This is a genomic window from Cohnella phaseoli (genome assembly GCF_003386235.1).
Classification (GTDB): Bacteria; Bacillota; Bacilli; order Paenibacillales; family Paenibacillaceae; genus Cohnella; species Cohnella phaseoli.
Window position 1 is genome coordinate 35,081 of the sequence record NZ_QRDZ01000034.1, and the last position, 22,531, is coordinate 57,611.

Genomic DNA, 22,531 nt, shown 5'->3' on the forward strand with positions numbered 1-22,531 from the left:
ATCTGGCTAAGGAGGCTGGTCAGGATGATCGCACGTCATGCAAAGCTGCTATCGCGGCTCAGTCTTCCTATATTTGCGTTGATCGTTATCATTATCGCTTTTTTCGCTACGGCAGCCAGTTACATTCTTATTCGGGTACAGAATGACCATACGTTAAATATGGCGAATCAATCAATGAAATTCGTCTACAGAAACATCTGGTATCAGTTCGAAACGATGAATAATGTGGCAGGCTTTATTCTGAGCAATCCTTCTATTGAGGGGTTGCTAGATCGCAGATACGAGGAAGCTTACGATGCGGTCGGGGATTATTTCGCTTTGCAGACGAATCTGGAAAATTTGTCCCTGCTATCTCTTCTGAATGATACCGGTTCGCGCAGTACGGCCCAGAAGTCTTATGCCATCTCGATTGCCTTGGAGCCGGGAAGCGGGTTATACGGCATCGCAACCGATCATTTCGATCCGACACCGGGGATCTACAAATATGAAGATTTGCAAGACCAAATCTGGTATCGCAGCTTGAAGAGCGGGACACGGCAGACGGAATGGTGGGGGCAGCGGACGGGACAATCCAATTCTGCGATGATCTATTCCGCGAGAATAAAGACGAGCATTAAAGACGGCCGCAGCGTCGGAGTCGTCATCGTCGGCGCGGATACGGGCAGTATTCGCAGCGTATTCGAGAATGCGCAATTGGAGAAGGGCTATCATCTCCTCCTGGACGAGAACAATCGGGTCATCTACAGCGAGCGGTACGGCTTCCTGGAATCGGTGGGAGAATTGCCGTTTATTCGCGAATTGGAAGGCGCTAAAGGATCGCAGGTGGCGAAGGTGGACGGCGAGCAGCATCGCGTCATGTTCGATACGTTCACGAATGGCTGGAAGCTGCTGACGGTTGTGCCGGAAAGTCATTTTACTCAATACACGTTCGCCATATCGGCGATTGGCGCGGCTACGGCGATTGCCGCTCTGCTCGTCGCAGGCGTTATTCTTCGCAGAATCGTCGTCAGAGTCACCGTTCCGATTACACGGCTTGTCTCGGCGATGCATCGTCCGGAGGTGCTGGAATTTAAGGAGCCGCTGCCGGAACAAAATTCGGGGATCTACGAAGTGGACGAGCTGGGCCAGAAATTTTCGTCTATACTCGTTACGCTGCATGCGCTGATCGAGAAGTCCTTCGTCGAGGAAATGGAACGCCGCCAGCTTCAACTGGAGCTGCTGCACGCTCAGATCAACCCTCATTTTCTATACAATACGCTGGATCTGATCAATTGCCGCGCGATTATGGCCGGGGATCGGGAGTCGAGCCACATTGTGCGTTCGCTGGCCAATGTTTTCCGCCATAGCCTGAACCGGGGAGAGGCCTGGATCTCCTTGAGGGACGAGGTGAACCAGGTAGAGGCTTATCTTCATATTCAGCAGATGATGATGGATAACCTGCAAGTGGATATTCAGGTGCCGGACGAGCTAATGTCGGCCAGTGTCGTTCATTTATCCCTTCAGCCGCTCGTGGAGAACGCGATCAAGCACGGGTTTGCGGGCCAAGTCTCGAATTGCTGCATCGGAATAACGGCCGGCAGGACCAATAAGGGGCTTGTGCTGCGCGTTGAAGATAACGGGCAAGGTTGCGACCCCGTCAGGATGAATCGGCTGCTGCGCGATCACCCGGGAATTGCTTCCGGCGGGAAAGCAGGCGGAGTCCGATCCGGCTACGGCACGCTGAATGTGCATCGGAGAATCCAATTGCATTGCGGAGAGGCTTACGGCTTGCGATACGTGGCTGCAGATACGGGAACCTGCGTCGAGATTGAGATGCCCTTCCGTATAGCAGAGAGAATACCGGGTCAGGAGGAGTTGGCGAATGTATAAGCTGTTTATTGCCGAGGATGTCAAAACCGTACGCGAAACGCTGGTACACGCTATAGACTGGCATAGCTTGGGGATTGTCATGAGCGGTGCGTTCAGCAACGGAGAGGAGGTGCTTGCCCGTCTGGATGCGGAGGAGCCGGACCTGCTCTTAACCGATATCGGAATGCCGAAGATGGACGGTTTGGAGCTGATTCAGGCGGTGCAAGCACGCAAGCCCGATATTCGGTGTATCATCCTATCCGGGCTGAACGACTTCGAGCATGCAAGAACGGCCTTGAAGCTTCAAGTGCTCGACTACGTCTTGAAACCGATCGACCCGGCCGAGATCGAGCAAGTTCTGGCGCGCGCAGTGCGAGCGCTGAAGAAAGAACGGGAGGAACGCCGAGAGCTGGATTTGGCGGAGCGGGTATCCAGGAATAAGCTGCCGAATCTGTCCGAGCTTCTTCATGGCGGGGAATTGTCCGGCAACTTGAAGAAGAAAAAGTTGGTCGAGCAAGCCGTACAGTATGTGAAGGAGCAGTATATGCGCAAGGATTTGGCCTTATCCGATGTTGCTGCTGCCGTCGGACTAAGCGAGAAATATATGAACCTGCTCGTTAAAGAAGTGACGGGTATGACGATCAACCATCTGATCATTCGGCTTCGGATGGAGGAAGCTGCCCGGTTATTAAAAGATCCTGCGAATCGGATTAATGAGATTTGCGGCCGGATCGGCTATACAGATTTGGATCATTTTCGAGAGAGCTTCAAAAAGCATTACGGATTGACGCCCACGGAGTATCGCAACCAACTATTGTAACGGGGATGGGGAGAGAGGAGCTTGGCATGAATAGAGAAACCTTGGAGAAGAAGGCGCGTCAAGTCTATCAATATATGATGCACAGCGAACGGACGCAGTGGGGCAATCATGAATGGATCGACTGGGCGATGAATATCGATCGGTGGGATTGGAATGCCGGGGTCGGCCTTATTGCGGCAGCCGAATACGGGAGAGCGGCGGGAGAGGAGCGTGTCATTGGCGAGGTCGAGGCTTGGGTAACGCGAAATCGAGATCAGTCCGAAGCTGTCAGGGTGATCAATGCAATGGCGCCTTTCGCCGTCTTTCCGCAATTGTACAATAGGCAGAACAATCCATACTATAGAGAGAAAACAAAAGAGATCGCGGAGTGGATGGCGGCGCAGTCCCCTCGTACGAGAAACGGCGCCTTCGAGCATACCGTGACGGAGAGGGCCTCGTTCCGCGAACAGATATGGGCCGATACTATCTTCATGGCGGTTCTGTTTCTTGCCCGCGCCGCGCGGCTGCTGTCGGATCGCGGGATGGCAGACGAGGCGTTGAGACAGGTGCTGCTGCATCTTCGCGCCTTGCAGGATGAGGAGACGGGCTTGCTCTTCCACGGATGGAACTGCGAGGCGGGCGACTGGATGTCGGCTGCGCGCTGGAACAGAGCGAATGCCTGGAACGCTTGCGGGATTCCGATGATTCTGGAGGAGCTGGCGAGCAGCGGCTTCGACTTCGGCGAAAATGAGACGCTGACCGAGATTAAGATAAGGTACCGGCGGCTCATTGACGCTCTTGCGCTACGCCAAAATGCAAACGGATTGTGGCCTACCGTACTGGATCGCCCCGATTTTTATGAGGAAACGTCGGGCTCGGCGGGGATTGCCTGCGGCATTTACAAGGCTGCTCGAATGGGACTTGCCCCGGCCTCCTTGAAAGAGAGCGCAGACCGGACGGTCTTGGCGATGGTTGCGTACATAAGCGACAATGGCGCCGTTCGCGGAGCTTCCGGGGGAACGCCGGTGCTGGAAAGTGTAGCGGCGTACAACAAGGTTCCGATATTTCCTACTGTATACGGTCAAGGATTGACGCTGCTGCTGTTTGCGGAAGCTCTGCGCCGGACGGAAGGGTAACGCGAACGATACGCCAACGGCGAATTGTTCTCGACAGTTGAGCACGGGAAAAGCCGTTGTTTTGTTGGCATCAACAACAAAACAACGGCTTTTTTTGTGTCGGCTTTGCGGCATCCGCTGCCTGTCATCATTCCGGAGGCTTCCCCAAAGCGAAGGTCAAAATAGTGCACGTTCTGGTACAAATCGTCCGCATTCACGTTGCTGTGCCGCCCCTATAATCAAATCTAGAATCGAAGTTGATAAGGGGTGAGCGCATGACGTCTCCACAGATGTCCGACCGAGCGGGGCGCAGCGGCGCTGTTCGTCCGCTATGGACTCAGGCGCGCAGGGAAGCGCTTGTAGGCTGGCTGTTCGTATTGCCTGAATTTCTGGGAATCGTCCTGCTTGGCGCGTTTCCGCTATTGTTTTCGCTATATTTGAGCTTTACCGATTGGGATCTGGTTGGCGGACTAGGCTCAATCCGGTTCGTGGGCCTGGACAATTTCCAGTCGCTGTTTGAGGATACCAAGTTCATGAAGGCGCTGACGAACAATCTGGTCTACACCGCAGCGACCGTTCCCGTAGGAATGGCGATCGCGCTCGTGTTCGCGGTCATTATTCATAGCCGGCTGTTTCTCAAGGAATATTTCAAGGTTGTATTCTTTATTCCTTACATCGCGACGACCGTCGCGGTGGCTGCCGTATGGTCGGCGCTGTTCCATCCTTCGCTCGGCCCGATCAATCGTACGCTTATGAAGCTCGGCATCACCGATCCGCCCAAGTGGCTGGGGGATACCGATTTTGCGCTGTGGGCCATCATTATTATCGCCGTATGGCAATCGATCGGCTACAATATCGTCATCTATCTCGCCGGCTTGACCAACATTTCCGACGAGCTGTACGAGGCGGCGAATATCGACGGAGCTACGTCCTTGCAGCAATTTTGGAAGATTACGATTCCGCTGCTCGCTCCGACGACCTTTTTCCTCAGCATCACGCTGATCGTTTCCTCCTTTAAGGTGTTCGACCTGATCGCATTCCTGACTTCCGGGGGGCCGAACAATTCGACGAACGTGATGGTGTACTACATTTTCGAGGAAGGGTTCCAACGTTTTAGAATGGGATATGCTTCGGCGCTATCCTGGGCCTTGTTCCTCATTATCGCCTTCATCACGATCATCACCTGGAAAGTTCAGAAAAAGCAGGAGTAGGAGGATTGCAATGCAACGGAAGCTATTGACGAATGCGGTGCTGACCGCGCTTATGGGTCTGTTCTCGCTCCTGTTCTTCGCGCCGCTGCTGTGGATGTTCTCGGCGGCCTCGAAGCTGGACAAGGACGTGATGACGTATCCGGTGCGCTGGATTCCGGAGAAGTGGAATTTGATTCAGAACTTCAAGACCGTATGGATGGGCAAGGTGCCGTTTGATCTGTTTTACTGGAATTCCTTAAAGCTGTCCGTACTGATGACGCTGTGCACGCTGCTGTTCTCGTCGATGGCGGGGTTCTCCTTCGCCAAGCTTCGTTTTCCGGGCAAAGCTATGGCGTTCGCAGCGCTCATGTCCTTCTTCTTAATCCCGAATGAAGCGACACTAGTGCCCCGATACATTATGATTAAATGGCTGGGCTTGTACAATACGCACGAATCGTTGATTCTGATGGGCGCTTTCTCCATCCCGCTGACCTTCCTCATGCGTCAATATATGCTGGGGATCAGCCATGAGTTTATGGAGGCGGCCAAAATCGACGGAGCCGGCTATTTCCGCACCTACTGGCAGCTTATGCTGCCGCTGTGCAAACCGATTCTGGCGACCGTCGGCATTCTGAAGTTTCTATGGACGTGGAACGATTATCAGGGCCCGCTTATTTTCCTCTACAATCCGAAGCTGTTCACGATTACGCTGGGCATTCAGTCCTTCCGAGACCAATACAGCGATAACTATGCCGCGCTGATGATGGCGTCGCTGTCGGCGATCGTGCCGCTGCTGCTCGTGTTTATCGTGCTTCAGAAGCAGGTGGTAAAGGGGATTACGGTAGGCGGAGTTAAAGGATAGACAAAATCTTGCACACATATAGCAAAAAAATGCACACCTGCAAGAAAATTGATTCTCTATACTGGTTTTGCAACCATCTTGCCATTGGAGGTTACGAAATGAGACAAAGGTTATGGGTCATGTTATCGACATTGCTGGTGTTCAGCATGCTTGCCGCTTGCGGCAACAACAACGGGGCGGCTTCGCAGTCGCCGGCGTCGGAGTCTTCTCCGTCTGAGAAAGCAAGCGCTTCCGCCTCGAACGATTCGCCCGCCCCGGCTGCGGACCCGGTGACGATCAAGTATCACAGCTGGCTGAACAATAAGGGAGAAGAGGATCTTCGTCTGATTATCGCCAACTTTGAGCGCGATCACCCGGAGATCAAGGTGGAATACGTGCCGCTCGTCACGAACGGAGACAGCACCGACTACTTGAAGAAGCTGGACGTGATGATGGCGGCCAGCGAAGAGGTGGATATCGCCTCGTTCCCGAACGTGGACTTCCTGCTTGAACGCGCCGCTCGCGGCGTGCTCGCCCCTCTGGACGAGTTTTATAAGGAAGAGGGCGTCGATCCTGCCGCTGAGTACTACATCAACCCGATGATCAACGGGCAAATCTATGGCGTTCAGGATCTGGCTTCGCTCTGGCTCGTCGCGCTGAACGAGAGCGTTCTGAAGGAAGCCGGAGAGAGCGTACCGCAATGGGGCTGGACATGGGACGATTACCGCGACCTGGCCAAGCGGCTGACGAAGGGCGAAGGAGAGCAGAAGCGTTACGGAGCGTTCTTCCATACTTGGGGAGAGTACGACAATCTGATCGCCTACACGGAGAGACCACATCCGTTCGTCAACGCCGATAAGCAGCCGATTTTCGACGATCCGTCGTACGCGCAATTTTTTAATCTGAGAAGAGCGATGGAGCAGGAGGACAAGTCGGCGGCCCCGTTATCCGACACGCTTGGCGCCAAGCTGCATTACCGGACGGAGTTCGTGAACGGCAAAGCGGCGATGGTCCCGACGGCAACCTTTTTCCTCGGCCAGTTGATGGATCGGGAGAACAATCCGCACGACTTCAAGACGGTGTTCGCGCCGCTTCCGCAATCCTCCAAGGATGCGGAGACGGGCTTGTCCTACATCGGAGGCAACTTTGGAGCTGTAGGGTCCAGCTCAAAGCACAAAAAGGAATCTTACCAGTTCCTGCGCTACCTGTCGACGCAGATGGACGTCATCCGCGATATGCCGGGCTGGAAAAAAGCCGATGCGAAGCTCGTCATCGACAAGCTGATCGGAGACAACAAGGACTTGATCGACGTCGATTCGCTCGTTAACGTCATGTACGACGCCCGCGTTAAGACGATCTACGACGCAAGCTTGTCTACGCCTACGTCCAGTCAAATGAAGAAGGTGCTTGAGGACGGAATGAGCAAGTTCCTGCTGGATAATTTGTCCGTGGAAGAGGCTCAGCAATATATGATGGACGAAGCGAAGAAATTAAAATAGATTAAGCGAGAAGGCGGCCGGACGGTCGCCTTCCTTCGCCGTTTTGCGCTTCCCCGGCGGCCTGCGGCGTTAGGGCGTGTCTGCAAACCCGCTCGGGGGCATCTTTCACCTCCCCTGCTGCGTCACTTTTGCTTGACGTACCCCCGGTACGCCTTCACAAAAGTTCCTTGCATGGAACAAAAATTCGGCAAAATCTGCTATCCTCGGAGTATGCAGACACGCCCTGGCATGAAGTCGAATAACCTCAAGGGAGAGTCCATCGATGGGGATCATGCGGCGTTTCAATTACTACACGAAAATTCAGCTCTCTCTATGGATTTTTATTTTGCTGCCGCTTGCGGCCGTATCCGTGCTCTCTTACGGGACGATAGAGAAGCTGGTCGTCGACAAGGTGAACAATTCCCGTCAGAACGTCGTCGGCATTATGGCGGATAACCTGGGCCGCAATATCGAGGATATTTTGTACGCCATGAATTTGATCGGCTACGGCGGCAGCAGTCTGACGGCCGATCTGCGCAGCTTCAAGGACGTCGCGAAGATCGCTACCTCCGCACAGTATCGCAGCCATCAGAACATCTCGGAATTTATGGATATCGCCTTTTCTAAAACCTCGGGCTTAAATGCGCCGGTATTTCTCGTCAACAATCGCGGTTATGTTATTTATGGCGTGAACAACCCGCTCGAATACCAGTCGTTAAAGCGGTGGTTAGCGAAGCCGGGGGCGGCTGTAGATCGCTCGGACAATCCGAACGCGGTGAGGTGGATCCGATCGGAGCCGCTGAAGATCAGCTATGGTCCGTTTAAGGAGACGTACTATTTTGCGGTGAGGAGCATTGCCGACCCGGTGTCGGGCCAAGCGCTCGGCACTCTGTACGTCGGCATCCCGATGCAGTATCTCGCTTCGTTATTTGCGGCGCAAGACGGCGGCCAGTTCGAGCTGTACGACAAGGAGGGCCAACTTCTCTATTCGACTGCCGGCGAAGAGGCTCAGACCCGTGCTGGGGAGAAACAGGATATTCAATACGAGAAAACGGTGTCCAAAGTCGATTGGCGCCTCGTTCACAAGACGTCCAGCGGAGACATTACGAGGGAGTTTGCGCAGCTGTTCCGCTTTTTTGCGCTGCTGCTGGGAGCGTGCATCGTGCTGTTTCTCGCCATTTCCGTGTTTATTGCCAGGTCGCTGCATCGTCCGCTGCACCGCCTCAAACGTACGGCGGAGCAGTTCGGAGGCGGCAATCGGCTCGTGCGCTTTCCTACCCGGGGCAGCGACGAGGTCGCGGTACTGGGAGCGGCCTTCAACAAAATGCTGGATCAGATCAACCGCCTGATCGCCAATGTGGAGCAGGAGCAGGAAGAGAAACGCATGATCGAGCTGCAGGCGCTGTTTTCGCAAATCCGGCCGCATTTTCTGCTTAATACGCTTAACTCCATTAAATGCAACCTGCTGATGTCGGACGACCAAGACAATGGCCGGCAGATCGACGCTCTAATGCACTTGCTGCGGGCGTATATGCGCGTGCATGAGCCGGGACCGCTGGAGGAGGAATGCCGTCTGCTTCAGGACTATGTGGACATTATGAACATGCGCAACGGCATGCAGGTTCGGCTTGTCGTCGAGCTGCCCGACGAGTTGAAGACCGTAAGCGTGCCTAAGCTGATTCTTCAGCCGCTGGTGGAGAATGCGATTATTCATGGCTTCGAGGAGAGCGGCGATGGGGATCGAATTAGGGTCGATGTGCGTAATCGAGGGACGGGCTTCGAGATTGAGGTGGCGGACAACGGCAGAGGGATGTTAGCCGGCGAGCTGGCAGAGGTTGCGGCCTCCTTGGAGACGGCGGAAGCCGCTGCGGACAGTCAATCCATCGGCCTCGGCAATATTAGAAGACGGCTTAAACTGACTTATGGGCCAAAGGCTGAAATGGAGCTGCGAAGCGGCGAGGATGGCACCTCGGTCGTCTTGACAATCCCGTTCGGAACTATGCGTTAGGAAGGGGCAACCAGATGTTCAGAGTAATGCTGATTGACGACGATGTTCCGATGCTCCGCTATTTGCAGAAAATGCTGGCCTGGGAAGAGATCGGCTGCCAAATCTCCGGAGCCGTTCATTCCAGCGTCAAGGCGCTGAAGCAGTTTGACGAGATCCGGCCGCACCTGGTCATTACCGATATCGGCCTGCCGCAGATGGACGGGATTAAGCTGGCCGAGGAATTTCGCAGAAAACAGCCGGAGGTTCGCATCGTTTTTCTGACCTGCCATGAAGATTTTCATTACGCACAGCAGGCTGTACAGCTTAAAGCCGACGACTATCTGATCAAGGACGAGTTGACCGCGGATAAGCTGGAGGCCAGCGTGAAGAAGTCGATTCGATTGGCGCGGGCGATGGCGGACCACGAGGTGCAGCTGTCTTATCGGGAGGAGGTCGAACGGCACAAGGATGTGCTGAAAAGAACGTTTCTGCGCCAGCTGGAGGCGGACAGGGGCGAAGGCATCGCGATGGATATGGGTCGTAAGCTGGGAATTGAATGGCGGCATTCGGAGTTTATCGTCGGCCTCGGCTATATGGATCTGGCTTCGCTGAGCGGGCAGTATCGGCTGGAAGACGTCGAGCTGCTGAAATACGCGTGGTACAACATCGCTCTCGAAGTGTTGGAGCAGACGGGCAGCGCCTCCGTGTTCATGGACGACCCGACACGCCTCGTGCTGATTGGCAACTATAAACGGGATTTGGCGGTTAACCCGAGCGAGCGGATGGAGAGCGCGCTGGCGGAGCTGCAGGACAAGACGCGGACGTTTCTGAAGCTGGATACCCGCTACGAAATCAGCGGGCTGTTCTCGGGGGTGCAGTCGCTTCCGGTAGTGTTGAAGAAGCTGCGCTCCGAGCTGGGCGCTCACTATTACGACGGGAATCGGGGGAGAGCGATTGCCGGCTTCACTGGCGAAGCTTACAAAGCGGAGGGCGAGTCCGTATCTCTGCGCGAGAAGCGAGACGCGATGCTTGCGGCGTTCGAACGAGGGGATGAACGGGAGGTGGCGGAGCTGATCGCGGAGGCGGCTGAGCATGCGCGGGACAGCCGGATGCCGGCCGCCCAATGGACGGCAAGCTGCTCGGAGGCGATACGGCTGCTTGAGGACGAGAGCGGGGATGCGCTGCCGGATCAGGAGCAGGAAATGTTCCATTCGCTGCTTCGCCATACCTCGCGCTGGGAGGAGACGACCCGGCTGACGCTGGACAGGGCGACAGCGCTCGTCCGTCTTCGCTCCGCGCCTGCGGCGCTGCCGGAGCCGAAGCTTAAGGCGATCGACCAGTATATTCTGAATCATCTAACGGAGCATATTTCGTCGGTGACGATGGCTAATAAGCTCTACTTGAATCCCAGCTATTTCTCCCGTTATTTCAAGAAGCTGACGGGACTTAACTTTATCGATTATGCGCATGGCTTTAAGATGAAGCTGGCAATGCAGATGCTTCGCAGCAAGGAGGAGACGGTGGAGCTGGTGTCGATGAAGCTGGGCTATTCGGATCGCACTTATTTCTCCAAAGTGTTCAAGAAATACAACGGCATGACTCCGGGTGAGTACAAGGCTGGTTTGAAGTAGAAACCGGCTGTACAAAGTCTGGGGTCACTCCGGGAAAGTTAGGGCTATCCTCGGAAACCTTGCGATTACATCTGAGGTATCTGTAGTGGCGGTCCAATGTGGTTGGTCTGGAGCGGAGTTGTGCCAATAAGTACGCGAGGCGGGCTAAAGGGACCCGCCCCGACCGAGCCTTCTGTTGCCGCGATTAACGGCGCTAATTACTTGCCGTCTCGAGCAACCAGCTTTTTCAGTGAAGCCGCCGTAATCTCCAGCTTCTCGCCCGGTGCGAGCACGCGTCCGCGCTGCCCCTGCGATTCCAGACGCCGTACGAAATCATCGGAGTCTTGGCGGATAGCAGGGAACGAGTTGTAGTGTACCGGGATGACAAGCTTCGCGCCGAACCATTCGGCTGCTTGCAGCGCATCGTCCGGGCCCATCGTATAGTGATCGCCGATCGGCAGGAAAGCGATATCGATCGGATGCCTGTCTCCGATCATTTTCATATCCGAAAACAGCGCCGTGTCGCCGGCATGCAGTAGAGTCAAACCTTCAACCTGCACGATAAAGCCGGCCGGCATTCCGCCATAGATGATCTGGCCCTCCTCCAGGAAAATGCCGGAGCTGTGGAACGCCTGAATCATTTTCGCCTTGGCGAATCCTAAATCGACCGTGCCGCCGATATTCATGTCGATCGTTTTCAGCTGCTTACGGGACATGTACATAGCAAGCTCAAAGGTAGCGACGATGGTGGCGTCGTTCGCTTTGGCAATCGGCTCCGCGTCGAGAATATGATCGGTGTGTGCATGGGTGAGCAGAATGTAATCGGTCTTGATGTCTTCCGGTTGTGTTACCGCCAGGGGATTGCCTTTCAGGAACGGGTCGAACAGCAGCGACTTGCCTTCTGTGACGATCTGAATGCAAGAGTGTCCGTGGTAGATGATTTCCAAAGTTCATTCCTCCCGGATTTTTAAGTAACGGCTAGAGCCCGGACGAATAGCGGCTCAGAGCCACAAGATTCAACTTAAGGTCCTCCATATACGTCTTGATGCTTGTCTGCAGCTGATTGAGGATGAGGCGCTGCAGATCTTCGATGCGGTCCTCCGTGCAGAAGGCCGAACAGCACAGCAAACCGTTCGCGTATTGTTTCGTTTCGACAACCGTCGTATTAAGCTTTTCTTTGTAGATCCTTTTTACCGCGCCGTTCTCGGGTCTGATCTCGTAGTAGCGTTGAGTTTCCAGAAGCAGTTTCCATGGATCGATCGTGAATTCGCATTTATCCTTGCGCAGTTCTCCCGTAACCTTGAAGAATCGTAACGTATGGTTGATACGGCTCATAATGCAATCCTTTCAATTCGTCATAATCCGTTCCGGCAGATAGTCCATCCAGAAAGTGCCAACCAATATTCTAGCATAATTCGACATTTGTTCAACCGCATCCGTCGGACATTCCGCCCTCGAACGGCGAACCGCTACCGAATTGTCACAACTTGTCAGACTCCGCGCTTGTATTTTCTCGTTTTACTCGCCACGAACAGTCCCATCAACCCGAATCCGGCCAACGCGCCTCCGAGATGCGCCCAAATGTTGACTTTGGGGACGAGGATCGAATAGGTCACGCCGAATACGATGGAAATAAAGATCGTTTTGCGGGTGGCTTCGTCCAATGCGAATTTACGAAAGATAGCAAGAAACAGATAAGCGCCGAACAGGCCGTAGATCGCGCCTGACGCTCCGAGGGAGGCGTATACGGAGCCAGCGTTGACGATTGCGGTTAGCGCATTGCCGGCGATTCCGGCCAAGAGATAATAGACGATGTATCGGAAATGGCCCAGCAATCGTTCCAGCGGAGGGGCAAAGATCAGGATGGAGAAGCTGTTGAACAGCAGATGGTCCCAACCGGCATGGAGCGCGATGGAGGTGATGTATCTCCAAGGCTCGCCCAGACCATAGAGACCGTAGCTTTCGTAATAAGGATGTTGAACGAAGGCGCCCCACTCCGACAGCATCCTATCGAGAACCCAATGGTCCAGCAGGAAAACGACCAAATTCATGGCCAAAATGAAGGAAGTTACCGGATAAGCCTTCAAGTAGCCTCTAAACGTTTCGTTTCGTTGAAATATCATAGCGATCCCGTTCCTTTTGAGCTTGATATGTATAATATACCATTTGGAGTCCCGTTTCTCCAAAAAAGCGGCATTATGAACAGGCGACGTGCGTTCGATTTATGGGATAGGCGGATTACATTGTTAAGTATAGTTCCTGTGCATAAACCGAGTGTTAACTGTGTGTAAACTGTGGAAATGTCTGTGGATATGTGGGCTATTTTGTTGATAACTATGTGGACAAACGAAAATTCTAGATATTCCCCCAGTGTAACTGTTAATATCGATTAAGACCGCATTTGCGGCAGGTTGGGACGCGGAGGTTATCCACATGAATGTGCTTTCATGGTTATTAACTGCAATTTTGGTATTGAATATGACTCTTGCGACGGTAATCATCTTTCGCGAGAGAAGAGATATCGGCTCGACGTGGGCTTGGCTGCTCGTGCTTTACTTTATCCCGCTGCTGGGGTTTGTGCTTTATTTGTTTTTTGCGCAAAATTATCGAAGAACCCGGCTGTTCGAGTGGAAGGAGATCGACCGAACCGGCCTGAGGGAAGCGGCGATAGAGCAGCTTAGTCGCGTCGGCGCGGGGGAATATGAAATACGCAATTCCGCGGCTAACGATTACCGGGACTTGATCGTGATGCATCTTAAAGCAAGGCAAGCGTTATATACCGAAAATAACGAAGTGGAGCTGCTGCTGGACGGTAGGGAGAAATTCGACCGACTGTTTCAGGATATTGCGGAGGCGAGGGACCATATCCACATTCAATATTACATCATTCAGAAGGATGATTTGGGAGGCCGGCTGATCCGAGCGCTAGCGGAGAAGGCGCGGGCCGGGGTAACCGTTCGGCTGCTGTATGACGAGCTAGGCTCAAGAAGGCTGAACCGTCGCAGTCTGCAGGAGTTTCGCGATGCGGGAGGAATTGCGGTGGCGTTTTTTCCCTCCAAGTTCAGGTTGATTAATTTCCGGCTTAATTATCGGAATCATCGCAAGCTGGTTGTGATCGACGGAAAAATCGGATACGTAGGCGGCTTTAATGTAGGAGACGAATATTTGGGCCTGGATCCGAAATTCGGCTATTGGCGGGATACGCATTTGAGAATGCGGGGCGAAGCTGTGCATGCGATGCAGGCGAGGTTCATTCTGGACTGGAATCAAGCCTCGCACGATAAGGTTCATTACCGCACGGAGCTGTTCCCGGAGTCGGAGGCGAAGGCGGAGAGCGGGGCGGCGGGAGTGCAGATTGTGGCCAGCGGCCCGGAGTCGAAGCTGGAGTACATCAAGAACGGATATGTGAAAATGATCTCTTCCGCCAAGCATTCCATTTTCATTCAGACGCCCTACTTCGTGCCGGATGCAGGCTTTTTGGACGCGCTTCGCATTGCCACATTGTCAGGCGTGCAGGTCAGTATCATGATTCCGGACAAGCCGGACCATCCGTTTATTTACTGGGCCACTATGTCCTATATCGGGGTGATGCTCAAGGCGGGCGTCTCCGTTTACTTGTACCGCAACGGTTTTATTCATGCCAAAACGATCGTCGTTGACGAGGAGATTGCCTCCGTCGGTACGGCTAATATGGACGTTAGAAGCTTTAAGCTGAATTTCGAAGTGAACGCCTTCCTCTACGACAAGGAGGTTTCCGGCAAGCTGGCGGATGCGTTCAGAGAGGACATCAACGTGTCCGAAGCGTTGACGCTGGAACAATACGGCCAGCGTTCCAGAAGGATTCGGATCAAAGAGTCGGTGTCGCGGCTTCTTTCTCCGATTTTATAAAACCTCCAACTCATAGCCTAAAAGCGCCTCGCAAAGAAACACGTCATCGTGTTCGGCTTTGGGAGGCGTTTCCTCATTATCGGTAAATCGCTGCAAGATCGGTGGAATCTGTAGGGTAATCGAAGGGATTGCGAGGTTGTTCGACTGTGCAAGTGGTGGTACATTTTCTTCACGAAGACGCGGAAGGTTCGACGGTCTCCGAAAAGGAGCCTCCGCGCGAGGAGGAGAAGCGACGAATGTATACGGAAATCAAGCGGCTCGGCGGCGTTCCGACGCTGTTCGTGAACGGAGAGCCGGTATATGCCAATGCGTATGTATCTTACCTCGACGATCGCGCCCGTTATGAGGATTTTGCGGCGGCGGGTATCCGAATTTACTCTGTTCCGGTGTATCTTGCGGGAAGAGGAATCAATACGGATTCCAATATCGGCCCGTTTCGCACGGGGCTATGGGACTGCGAGAAGGAATTGAATTTCTCGCCATTGGAGGACGATCTTAGACAGGTGCTGGCAGCGAATCCGGAGGCGCTTATCTTTCCGCGAATCGATCTGGACATGCCCGAATGGTGGGATGAGAAGTGTCCCAATGAACTAAACCGGTTAGCGAACGGCGTCAAGCTAAGGCAATCGTTCGTTTCCGAACGGTGGAGGGAGGACGCAGGCGTCGCCTTGACGAAAATCATCTGTTATCTCGAGCAGAGCGAGTATCGTCGGCACATTATCGGGTACCAGATCGCGGCGGGAGGAACCGAGGAATGGGCGTATCACGGCTGGCCGAACGCGGATTTCAGTTCACGTGCGCTTGAGGCTTTCCGAGCGTGGAGACCCGAGCGGCATGGAGAACGGACTACGCAAACCGATGAAGAGCTTATCGCGGCATTGACCCTTCCGGACGATGACGAACAAAGCGCCCTGCTAAGCCCGGCTGAGGAGGTTTTGCTCATCGATTACCGGCTGTTTCTCGGCGAAGTGGTCGCGGACGCGATCGCTTATTTCGCCCGGCTGGTCAAGCGTCAACTAAACGATCGGCTGATCGTAGGCGTCTTCTACGGTTATTCGCTGGAGATCACCGATCCGCGCGCGGGCCATCACGATCTGCGGAGCTTGCTGCGCGAGCCGTCCATCGATTTCTTCAGCAGCCCGAACAGCTATCTCGGAGTCAGGCGGCCCGGTATCGATTGGCCGTTTATGTCCGTCGCCGAATCTATCGCTTTGCATGGTAAAATGTTATGGATGGAATGCGATACGCGCACGTTCCTCACGCGTCCGCTGCGCGAGGCCCGGCCCTCGATCTGCCCGCCGGGGAAATACGAGGGAGGCGTATGGGAAGGGCCTGCGACGCTCCAAGCCTCTCTCGATCTGCTGCTTAAGAATTTCGGGAAATGCTTAACGGCTGGAGTAGGACAGTGGTGGTTCGACATGTGGGGCGGTTGGTTCGCCGATTCGGCGATCATGGCGATGATGGCGCAGTTTCAGCGCATCGGGGAAAGCTCTTTGAACCTTCCGGATCGAAGGCTTCGCGCGGAAATCGCCGTAATTGTGGACGAGAAAGCCTATGCCTATCTTCGGCCGGGTACGGGCCTCGCCAACGCTTGGACTTACCTGCAGCGCCAGGGTCTTGGGTTGATGGGGGCACCCTATCATATTTACGATATTTCGGACTTGGTCGCGGCTAGTGAACGGAACTATAAAATCTATCTATTTCTGAATACAATGCTCGTTTCCCCCGAATTCGAGCAGGCGGCGGAAAGCATTGCCGGACAAGGAAAATGCATTATTTGGACCTACTCGACCGCATTTGTTGCGAAGGATATTCAAGCTTGCGAGCAAGACAAGATCAACCGTTGGACCGGGTTTCAATTGAAGCGAATCGACTCTTCGAACCATCCGCATGCCGTCGTTGAGAAGCATCCCGAGGCAGATCGCTTTTTCCCAAATGTGCCGCTGGAATTCAACGAATACGGGCTGCGTATGCCGATCGATCCGATCTGGGCCGTCGACGATCCGGAAGCGGTCTCTCTAGGCCGAATTCAGGGAACGGGCGACTGCGGCCTTGCCGCCAAAACGTCCGGCGGAGCAACCCGCTATTTCTCGTCCGCCCCGGATTTGCCTTCGTCGCTGCTGCGTGCGATCGCCTATCGGGAGGGCGTTCACCTCTATACGGACACGGACGACGTCATATATGCAAGCGCTTCCTATCTCTGTATCCACGCCTCAACGCCGGGTTTAAAAACCTTGTACCTAAATGAGCCTCACGAAGTGCATGACGCGATGAACGGAGAGTTAATCAGCCGCGATGCAGCGGAATTTACCATCCACATGAAGCTGCACGAAACCCGGCTATTTGAAATCATCCCGAAATAGAATCGATTGGAGCGATAAACATGGCACCTTATAAGCTGCTTTTGGTCGACGATTTTTTCGTGGAACGGGAGAATGTGAAGGAAATGGTGGGGGAATCCGATCTCGACCTCGTCATCACCGGCGAAGCCGACGACGGGCTGGAGGCGCTTGAGGCCATTGAGGTCCAGCGCCCGGATTTCGTGCTTACGGATATTGAGATGCCGCTTATGGACGGGCTGGAGCTGGCCGAGCGCATCCGGCTGCAGTATCCCGATATTCACGTCATCTTTTTCACCTTTTACGAGAAATTCGAATATGCGAGACGCGCCGTGCAACTCGGGGCCGCTTCTTTTATCCTGAAGCCCATCTTTAAGGAAGAACTGCTCGCGGAGCTTAATTCGATTATCGCTAAGAAACGGAAAGAAAGCGAAGCCGCCGAACGGGAAATGCGGCTTAAGGAGCGGCTGCGCGAAAGCCTGCCGCTGCTGGCGGACAAATTCAAGAGGGAGCTGTTCTCGGGAGCTTGCCGGCATTGGAACGAAGAACGGATTCGGGACAGCTTAAGCTTCTACTCCTTGCCGTTTCCGGAAGGATCTTATTTGATTATGGGGGTTGAAATCGACCGCCCGCATTCGGAAACGGCCGAAGCGCCGGACGCCCGCGAAATGCGAACGCTGCGCCTTGGGGAGCTCGTCGCCTCAAGCATTGCGGATTGCCCAAGCTTATGGTCGGGCTACGGAGACGAGCGCTGGATCGTACTGCTCGCTTTTTCTCGCGAGACGACTCCGGAAATGGGTTTGGAAGAGGGGTTTCGCCGGGCCGAGAAGCTGATCGCCAGTATGGAAGCCGAGAATGTCGCCGTTTCCGTTGTCATTGGCGAACCGTTCGGGCGGCTGGCGCAGACCGACGAAGCGGTAGGTCAAGCGATCCGAGCTCTGTCGCACAAATTTTATCGAGGATACGGGCAAATGATTCGCGCTTGCGATATCGAAGAGAGGTCGGTCGGACCGGAAGCCGGCTGGCCGGTCAATTTGCGGGAGCAAATGCTTCGCGTCTTGAACGAAGGCGATGCGGAGGAGGTCGAGCGTTTTGTCGGCCGGCTCTTCGCGCAAGCGGATCGCCATTCGCCAGCGGAAATCCGCGGCGTTTGTTTTGCGGCGATCGCGTATTGCGGTCAATGGCTCGGGGAGCGCAGGGTCGACCCGTTCGCGGGAAGGGGCGACGCATCGATTTCCTGGGAAAGCCTTGTTCGCGCGGGAACGCTTCAGGAGACAAGGGAATGGCTGACGGATTTTCTGACTTCCGTGCTTCGTTTGATCGGAAGCGACAGCGGTGGGCCGGGCGGGATCGCGGAAGGAGCCAAAGCGTATATCCAACAGCATTATCAAGAAGCGATCACGATCAAAAAAATTTCCGATCACCTCCACTATAGCCCCAATTACTTGAACCAAGTGTTTAAGCAGGAGACGGGAGAGACGCTTCTGGAATATATGACGAAGGTTCGGGTTGAGAAGGCGAAAGCGCTGCTGACGGACACGGACAGGAAGGTGCTCGACATTACGACGGCGGTCGGATACAACCATGAGACGTATTTCCGCAACGTTTTCAAGCATTATACGGGGGTGACTCCCAAGGAATATCGAGAGAAGTCCAAGCGTTAGCATCCAGAACGAACAGGAGTGGCTTACATGAGCGATCGATTGTTAAGGCGGTTTCGAAACTGGGGGTTAAAGCACAAGTTAATCCTCGCTTTCGCTTTGCTCATCGGATTCGTCGTGGTCACATCCGGTCTGATCATCTACACGATTTCCAAGAACCGCTTGGAGCAGACCAATAGGCAGCTTCTGCTGCAAAACTTGAAGCAAACGGGAGCGTTAATCGACTCCAAGCTCGACTCCTACTTCCTCAAATCGGAAATTATCTTTTCCAACACCCATCTGCAAAATTTCCTGAGAACCCAATACGGCGATCTGTACAGCGTGTACGACGCCTATCAGAACCAGCTGTCCAAAGTGCTCGAGCCGGTGCTAATGGATATGACCTACGCTTCTACGAAAGGCAGCGAGCTGATCAACGTCACGATCTATACCCCGAACGAGACGCTGCCGAAGGACAGCGGAATTCTTAAAGATATTAAGGAAATCGAAGGAAAAACGTGGGTACAGGAACTCAGGCAATCCAAGGAAAAGTACCAGTGGCAATGGGTTCACGAAGAGAGCGGCCGCAAATACATTTCCATCCATCGTCTGCTGACCTCCTTCATCGATCTTAAAGAGCTGGGCGTACTATCGATTCATATTCCGGAAGAAGTGTTCGTCAAGCTGCTTCAGCAAAATAACGAGGGTTCCCGCTCGGTGCTGTTTCTGTTGGGCGACTCGGGCGACGAGATTCGCAGCCGATCCGGCGCTATGCTGCCGGAGAAGGATGTCGCGCTGCTTCGCGCTAGCGACAGTCGCGAGCAAGTCGAGAAAAGAACGATCGAAGGGCAGGAGTTCTTGTTCGCGTCGATCGAATCGACGGCAACCGGCTGGCATCTGGCGGCGCTGATGCCTTATTCGGACGTGACCAAGCCGCTGAAGCCGATCGGTTACGCCGTCGCCTTGATTCTTGTCGTCAGTCTGTTGCTGGGGCTCGTGCTGATCGTATTTATCGCCCACCTGACGACAAGGAGGCTGCAGCTGGTCATCCGCAAGATGAACCGCGTGAAATCGAACTGGAACGAACCGCTGCAGCTCATTGCCGGGCGCGATGAGATCGGGCAGTTGGACGCTACGTTTAACGAATTGATTCAGGCTTTGAAAATCACGACGGAAGAACGGGTGCGCTTGCAGGTGCAGAAGTCGTCGCTGCAAGTAGAGCTGCTGCAAGCACAGATCAATCCGCATTTGCTCTACAACACCTTGGCGACGATCCAGTGGAAAGCCAAGAAAGCGGACGCCTTGGAAATCAGCGACGTAAGCGAGGCGCTCGTTCGCTTTTTCAGGCATTTTCTGAATCATGGAGACAGTCGTTCAACATTCGGGCAGGAGCTGCGTTTGATTGGCGAATATACGAAGATTCTCCGGTTTACGTACAATATGGCATTCGAAGAGACAATCGAGTTCGAGGAGGACATCATGGCGATGGGAATTCCTCATCTGCTGCTGCAGCCCATCGTGGAGAATGCGGTTGTTCACGGCCTACGGCCGAAAAAGGCACAGGGAAGTCTCTTGATCCGCGGAACGAAGGAAGGCGGGAGAATCATCGTCGAGATTATAGACGACGGCGTCGGCATGGCTCCGGAGCAGACGGACCGTATCAATCGTTCGGAACAGGCCAGGCCAAGCTATCGGGGCTACGGTTTCCTGAACGTGCGCAAGCGGATTCTCCTCGGCCTCGGCGAAGAGTACGGAATTCAGGTGGAGAGCCGTCCGGGAGCGGGAACGAGGGTAACGCTGCGGCTGCCTGCCGAGTACGAGTCGTCACTTGAATAATGCGCTTTCATAGCGTTGAAATGTGACTGCCGATCGGTGAATCGTGATCTGTTTCCGCCCTCCCTCCGCCTCTATACTTACGGTATGACAACAAGTCGTACTGGAGGAGGAGAAGTTTGGAGCTTTGGAGGATGTTGTGGAAGCAGCGGGTTCTATATTTGTTTCTGCTTCCCGGAGCGGTTGCCGTTCTGTTGTTCTCCTATGCGCCGATGGTCGGATTGATCATCGCGTTTCAGGATTACAAGGTGACGGGAGGTTTTCTGGGCGGAGAGTTCGTGGGGTTGGAGCACTTTCGGAATTTTCTGTCCGATCCCGAGTTTTACAACGCGCTTCGCAACACTCTTGCGATTGGAGGCCTGATGATCTTATTCGGGTTCCCCGCGCCGATTATTCTTGCTTTGATGATCGATGCGGTACGAAGCACGAGGGTTAAGAAGCTGGTGCAGTCGATTACGTATTTGCCGCACTTCATAACATGGGTTTTTATTTCCAGCTTGGTTTATCGCTTGCTGGAGTCGGAAAGCGGCATCGTCAATTTGCTGCTCGTTAAGCTGGGGCTGGAGCCGATCAACTTTATGCAGGACCCAGATTACTTTTGGGGGATTTTGATCGTCACTTCGATCTGGCAGAGCGTCGGATGGAATACAATCATTTACCTGGCGGCGATTACGGGCATCGATCCCGAAATTCACAGCGCGGCCATGGTCGACGGAGCCGGAAGGTTCCAAAGGATGATCTCGATAACGCTACCCTGCATCCTGCCGACGATAGCGATTTTGTTCGTCCTTTCGCTCGGCTCGTTGTTCACCGTGAACTTCGAGGCGGTATTTAACCTCATGAACGGCTTCGTACAGTCGAAGGCGGACGTGATCGATACGTATATTTATCGGACAGGCGTGCAGATGGCTCATTTCTCGTACGCTACGGCAATCGGTTTTGCCCGTTCGCTGATCGCGGCGGCTTTGGTCGTCATCGGATATCTCTTTTCCAACAAAATGAATGAGACCAAACTGCTGTAGAACGAGGTGAAACAGATGGAAACGTATTCTCGCGGAGATAGATGGTTCGCTATCTTCAACTATGCGGCGCTTGCCGTCTTATGCCTGTTGATGCTGTATCCGTTCCTTTACGTGTTCTTGTATTCGATCAGCGACAGCGTGGCCGCTTCGGCCCGAACGCTGACTTTCTACCCGGTCAAGCCGACGTTGTACAATTATCAGGTCGTGTTGACGAACAGCGGCATCCTGAACGCCTTCGGCATCTCCGTGGCCCGGACAGTCATCGGTACGCTGGCTCATATCATCGTTACCACGATGGTCGCCTACGCACTGTCGAAGCGGTATTTGAAAGGAAGGAAGGGCTGGCTCGTCTACTTCATGATTCCGATGTTCTTTAGCGGCGGTTTGCTGCCTTACTATGTGGTTATCGTGAAGTTGGGCTTGTCCAATTCGTTCTGGGTGTATATTTTGCCGGCGCTGTTCAGCACGTTTAATATGCTTCTGGCCAAGGTGTTCTTCGACCAGATTCCGAAGTCGCTGGAGGAGTCGGCCGCCATGGATGGCGCAGGAGAAGCGAGGATCTTCTTCAGGATCGTACTTCCGTCCAGCTTGCCGATTCTGGCCACGCTGGCGATCTTCGCCGGAGTGGCGCAGTGGAACTCGTGGTTCGACGTGCTGCTGTTCGTGACGAAGCAGAACCTGCTGCCCGTTCAGACGCTGTTGTACAAAATCATCCTCGAGTCGCAGGCGACGACGGTCGAGCAAATTATGAGAATGTCGCAAAACAAAACGACGATTTCGTCGGAGGCGATCAAGATGACGACGCTGATGGTCTCCACGCTTCCGATTCTGTTTATATATCCGTTCATGCAGCGTTATTTCATTAAAGGGATGATGCTGGGCGCAGTGAAGGGATAAAGGACTTTACGGGTTTTAACTTCCGCCGGCGGAAGAGGAATAGA

At 54.0% G+C, this 22,531-nt stretch carries 17 protein-coding genes; 14 read left to right on the plus strand and 3 right to left on the minus strand.

Annotated elements, in window-relative coordinates:
• Positions 1-24 precede the first annotated feature (24 nt).
• The 8 genes from DFP98_RS31140 to DFP98_RS31175 all read left to right on the plus strand — a co-directional run bounded on the left by DFP98_RS31140 (position 25) and on the right by DFP98_RS31175 (position 10,889).
• Positions 25-1,869, plus strand: a complete 1,845-nt coding sequence (locus DFP98_RS31140) for a cache domain-containing sensor histidine kinase (protein WP_116064545.1) — start codon at positions 25-27, stop codon at positions 1,867-1,869.
• Entirely contained in the window at positions 1,862-2,668 is an 807-nt protein-coding gene (locus DFP98_RS31145) for a response regulator transcription factor (protein ID WP_116064546.1), read from the plus strand. Before DFP98_RS31140 ends, DFP98_RS31145 begins: the two co-directional genes overlap by 8 nt.
• Before the next feature lie 26 nt (positions 2,669-2,694).
• Positions 2,695-3,783: a glycoside hydrolase family 88/105 protein gene (locus DFP98_RS31150; RefSeq protein ID WP_116064547.1), complete on the plus strand. Its 1,089-nt coding sequence runs from the start codon at positions 2,695-2,697 to the stop codon at positions 3,781-3,783.
• 254 nt (positions 3,784-4,037) lie between these two features.
• Positions 4,038-4,973 carry a carbohydrate ABC transporter permease gene (locus DFP98_RS31155; protein ID WP_116064548.1) on the plus strand — a complete coding sequence of 312 codons (936 nt, stop codon included), beginning with the start codon at positions 4,038-4,040 and terminating at the stop codon, positions 4,971-4,973.
• Positions 4,974-4,983: 10 nt separating this feature from the next.
• Complete coding sequence (locus DFP98_RS31160; protein ID WP_116064549.1) at positions 4,984-5,814, plus strand: carbohydrate ABC transporter permease; 831 nt, start codon at positions 4,984-4,986, stop codon at positions 5,812-5,814.
• Between the two features lie 98 nt (positions 5,815-5,912).
• Positions 5,913-7,292, plus strand: coding sequence for an ABC transporter substrate-binding protein (locus tag DFP98_RS31165; protein WP_181918049.1), 1,380 nt, complete (start codon positions 5,913-5,915; stop codon positions 7,290-7,292).
• A 262-nt stretch (positions 7,293-7,554) separates the two neighbouring features.
• Positions 7,555-9,279: a cache domain-containing sensor histidine kinase gene (locus DFP98_RS31170; RefSeq protein WP_116064551.1), complete on the plus strand. Its 1,725-nt coding sequence runs from the start codon at positions 7,555-7,557 to the stop codon at positions 9,277-9,279.
• A 14-nt stretch (positions 9,280-9,293) separates the two neighbouring features.
• Complete coding sequence (locus DFP98_RS31175; RefSeq protein WP_116064552.1) at positions 9,294-10,889, plus strand: response regulator transcription factor; 1,596 nt, start codon at positions 9,294-9,296, stop codon at positions 10,887-10,889.
• Positions 10,890-11,086: 197 nt separating this feature from the next.
• Here DFP98_RS31175 and DFP98_RS31180 read toward each other — a convergent pair whose 3' ends face one another.
• From DFP98_RS31180 to DFP98_RS31190, 3 genes are all read right to left on the minus strand, one after another.
• On the minus strand, positions 11,087-11,815 hold the full coding sequence (locus DFP98_RS31180) for a metal-dependent hydrolase (protein ID WP_116064553.1): 729 nt from the start codon (positions 11,813-11,815) through the stop codon (positions 11,087-11,089).
• Positions 11,816-11,846: 31 nt separating this feature from the next.
• The gene (locus DFP98_RS31185; RefSeq protein ID WP_116064554.1) at positions 11,847-12,203 is read right to left on the minus strand and encodes a hypothetical protein; all 357 of its coding nucleotides are present in this window, start codon (positions 12,201-12,203) and stop codon (positions 11,847-11,849) included.
• Positions 12,204-12,358: 155 nt separating this feature from the next.
• A complete protein-coding gene (locus DFP98_RS31190) occupies positions 12,359-12,991 on the minus strand; it encodes a rhomboid family intramembrane serine protease (protein ID WP_116064555.1) in 633 nt (210 codons plus the stop codon).
• A 310-nt stretch (positions 12,992-13,301) separates the two neighbouring features.
• On the opposite strand from DFP98_RS31190, the gene cls reads away from it, so the two are divergent.
• The 6 genes from cls (at position 13,302) to DFP98_RS31220 (ending at position 22,487) form a co-directional block, all read left to right on the plus strand.
• On the plus strand, positions 13,302-14,756 hold the full coding sequence (gene cls / locus DFP98_RS31195; RefSeq protein WP_116064556.1) for a cardiolipin synthase: 1,455 nt from the start codon (positions 13,302-13,304) through the stop codon (positions 14,754-14,756).
• 236 nt (positions 14,757-14,992) lie between these two features.
• A complete protein-coding gene (locus DFP98_RS31200) occupies positions 14,993-17,119 on the plus strand; it encodes a hypothetical protein (protein ID WP_147310308.1) in 2,127 nt (708 codons plus the stop codon).
• Between the two features lie 20 nt (positions 17,120-17,139).
• Positions 17,140-18,759, plus strand: a complete 1,620-nt coding sequence (locus DFP98_RS31205; protein ID WP_116064558.1) for a response regulator — start codon at positions 17,140-17,142, stop codon at positions 18,757-18,759.
• Between the two features lie 27 nt (positions 18,760-18,786).
• Positions 18,787-20,571 (plus strand): cache domain-containing sensor histidine kinase, encoded by a 1,785-nt coding sequence (locus tag DFP98_RS31210; protein WP_116064559.1) that lies wholly within the window; start codon positions 18,787-18,789, stop codon positions 20,569-20,571.
• Positions 20,572-20,702: 131 nt separating this feature from the next.
• Complete coding sequence (locus DFP98_RS31215) at positions 20,703-21,590, plus strand: ABC transporter permease (RefSeq protein WP_220377196.1); 888 nt, start codon at positions 20,703-20,705, stop codon at positions 21,588-21,590.
• Positions 21,591-21,605: 15 nt separating this feature from the next.
• Positions 21,606-22,487 (plus strand): carbohydrate ABC transporter permease, encoded by an 882-nt coding sequence (locus tag DFP98_RS31220; RefSeq protein ID WP_116064561.1) that lies wholly within the window; start codon positions 21,606-21,608, stop codon positions 22,485-22,487.
• Positions 22,488-22,531 lie beyond the last annotated feature (44 nt).

Coding starts and splice junctions, on each gene's coding strand:
- DFP98_RS31210 (WP_116064559.1), top strand. CDS start 18,787: ATGAGCGATCGATTGTTAAGGCGGTTTCGAAACTGGGGGTTAAAGCAC.
- DFP98_RS31185 (WP_116064554.1), bottom strand. CDS start 12,203: ATGAGCCGTATCAACCATACGTTACGATTCTTCAAGGTTACGGGAGAA.
- DFP98_RS31200 (WP_147310308.1), top strand. CDS start 14,993: ATGTATACGGAAATCAAGCGGCTCGGCGGCGTTCCGACGCTGTTCGTG.
- DFP98_RS31190 (WP_116064555.1), bottom strand. CDS start 12,991: ATGATATTTCAACGAAACGAAACGTTTAGAGGCTACTTGAAGGCTTAT.
- DFP98_RS31215 (WP_220377196.1), top strand. CDS start 20,703: ATGTTGTGGAAGCAGCGGGTTCTATATTTGTTTCTGCTTCCCGGAGCG.
- DFP98_RS31205 (WP_116064558.1), top strand. CDS start 17,140: ATGGCACCTTATAAGCTGCTTTTGGTCGACGATTTTTTCGTGGAACGG.
- DFP98_RS31175 (WP_116064552.1), top strand. CDS start 9,294: ATGTTCAGAGTAATGCTGATTGACGACGATGTTCCGATGCTCCGCTAT.
- DFP98_RS31220 (WP_116064561.1), top strand. CDS start 21,606: ATGGAAACGTATTCTCGCGGAGATAGATGGTTCGCTATCTTCAACTAT.
- DFP98_RS31155 (WP_116064548.1), top strand. CDS start 4,038: ATGACGTCTCCACAGATGTCCGACCGAGCGGGGCGCAGCGGCGCTGTT.
- DFP98_RS31145 (WP_116064546.1), top strand. CDS start 1,862: ATGTATAAGCTGTTTATTGCCGAGGATGTCAAAACCGTACGCGAAACG.
- DFP98_RS31140 (WP_116064545.1), top strand. CDS start 25: ATGATCGCACGTCATGCAAAGCTGCTATCGCGGCTCAGTCTTCCTATA.
- DFP98_RS31150 (WP_116064547.1), top strand. CDS start 2,695: ATGAATAGAGAAACCTTGGAGAAGAAGGCGCGTCAAGTCTATCAATAT.
- DFP98_RS31170 (WP_116064551.1), top strand. CDS start 7,555: ATGGGGATCATGCGGCGTTTCAATTACTACACGAAAATTCAGCTCTCT.
- DFP98_RS31160 (WP_116064549.1), top strand. CDS start 4,984: ATGCAACGGAAGCTATTGACGAATGCGGTGCTGACCGCGCTTATGGGT.
- DFP98_RS31165 (WP_181918049.1), top strand. CDS start 5,913: ATGAGACAAAGGTTATGGGTCATGTTATCGACATTGCTGGTGTTCAGC.
- cls (WP_116064556.1), top strand. CDS start 13,302: ATGAATGTGCTTTCATGGTTATTAACTGCAATTTTGGTATTGAATATG.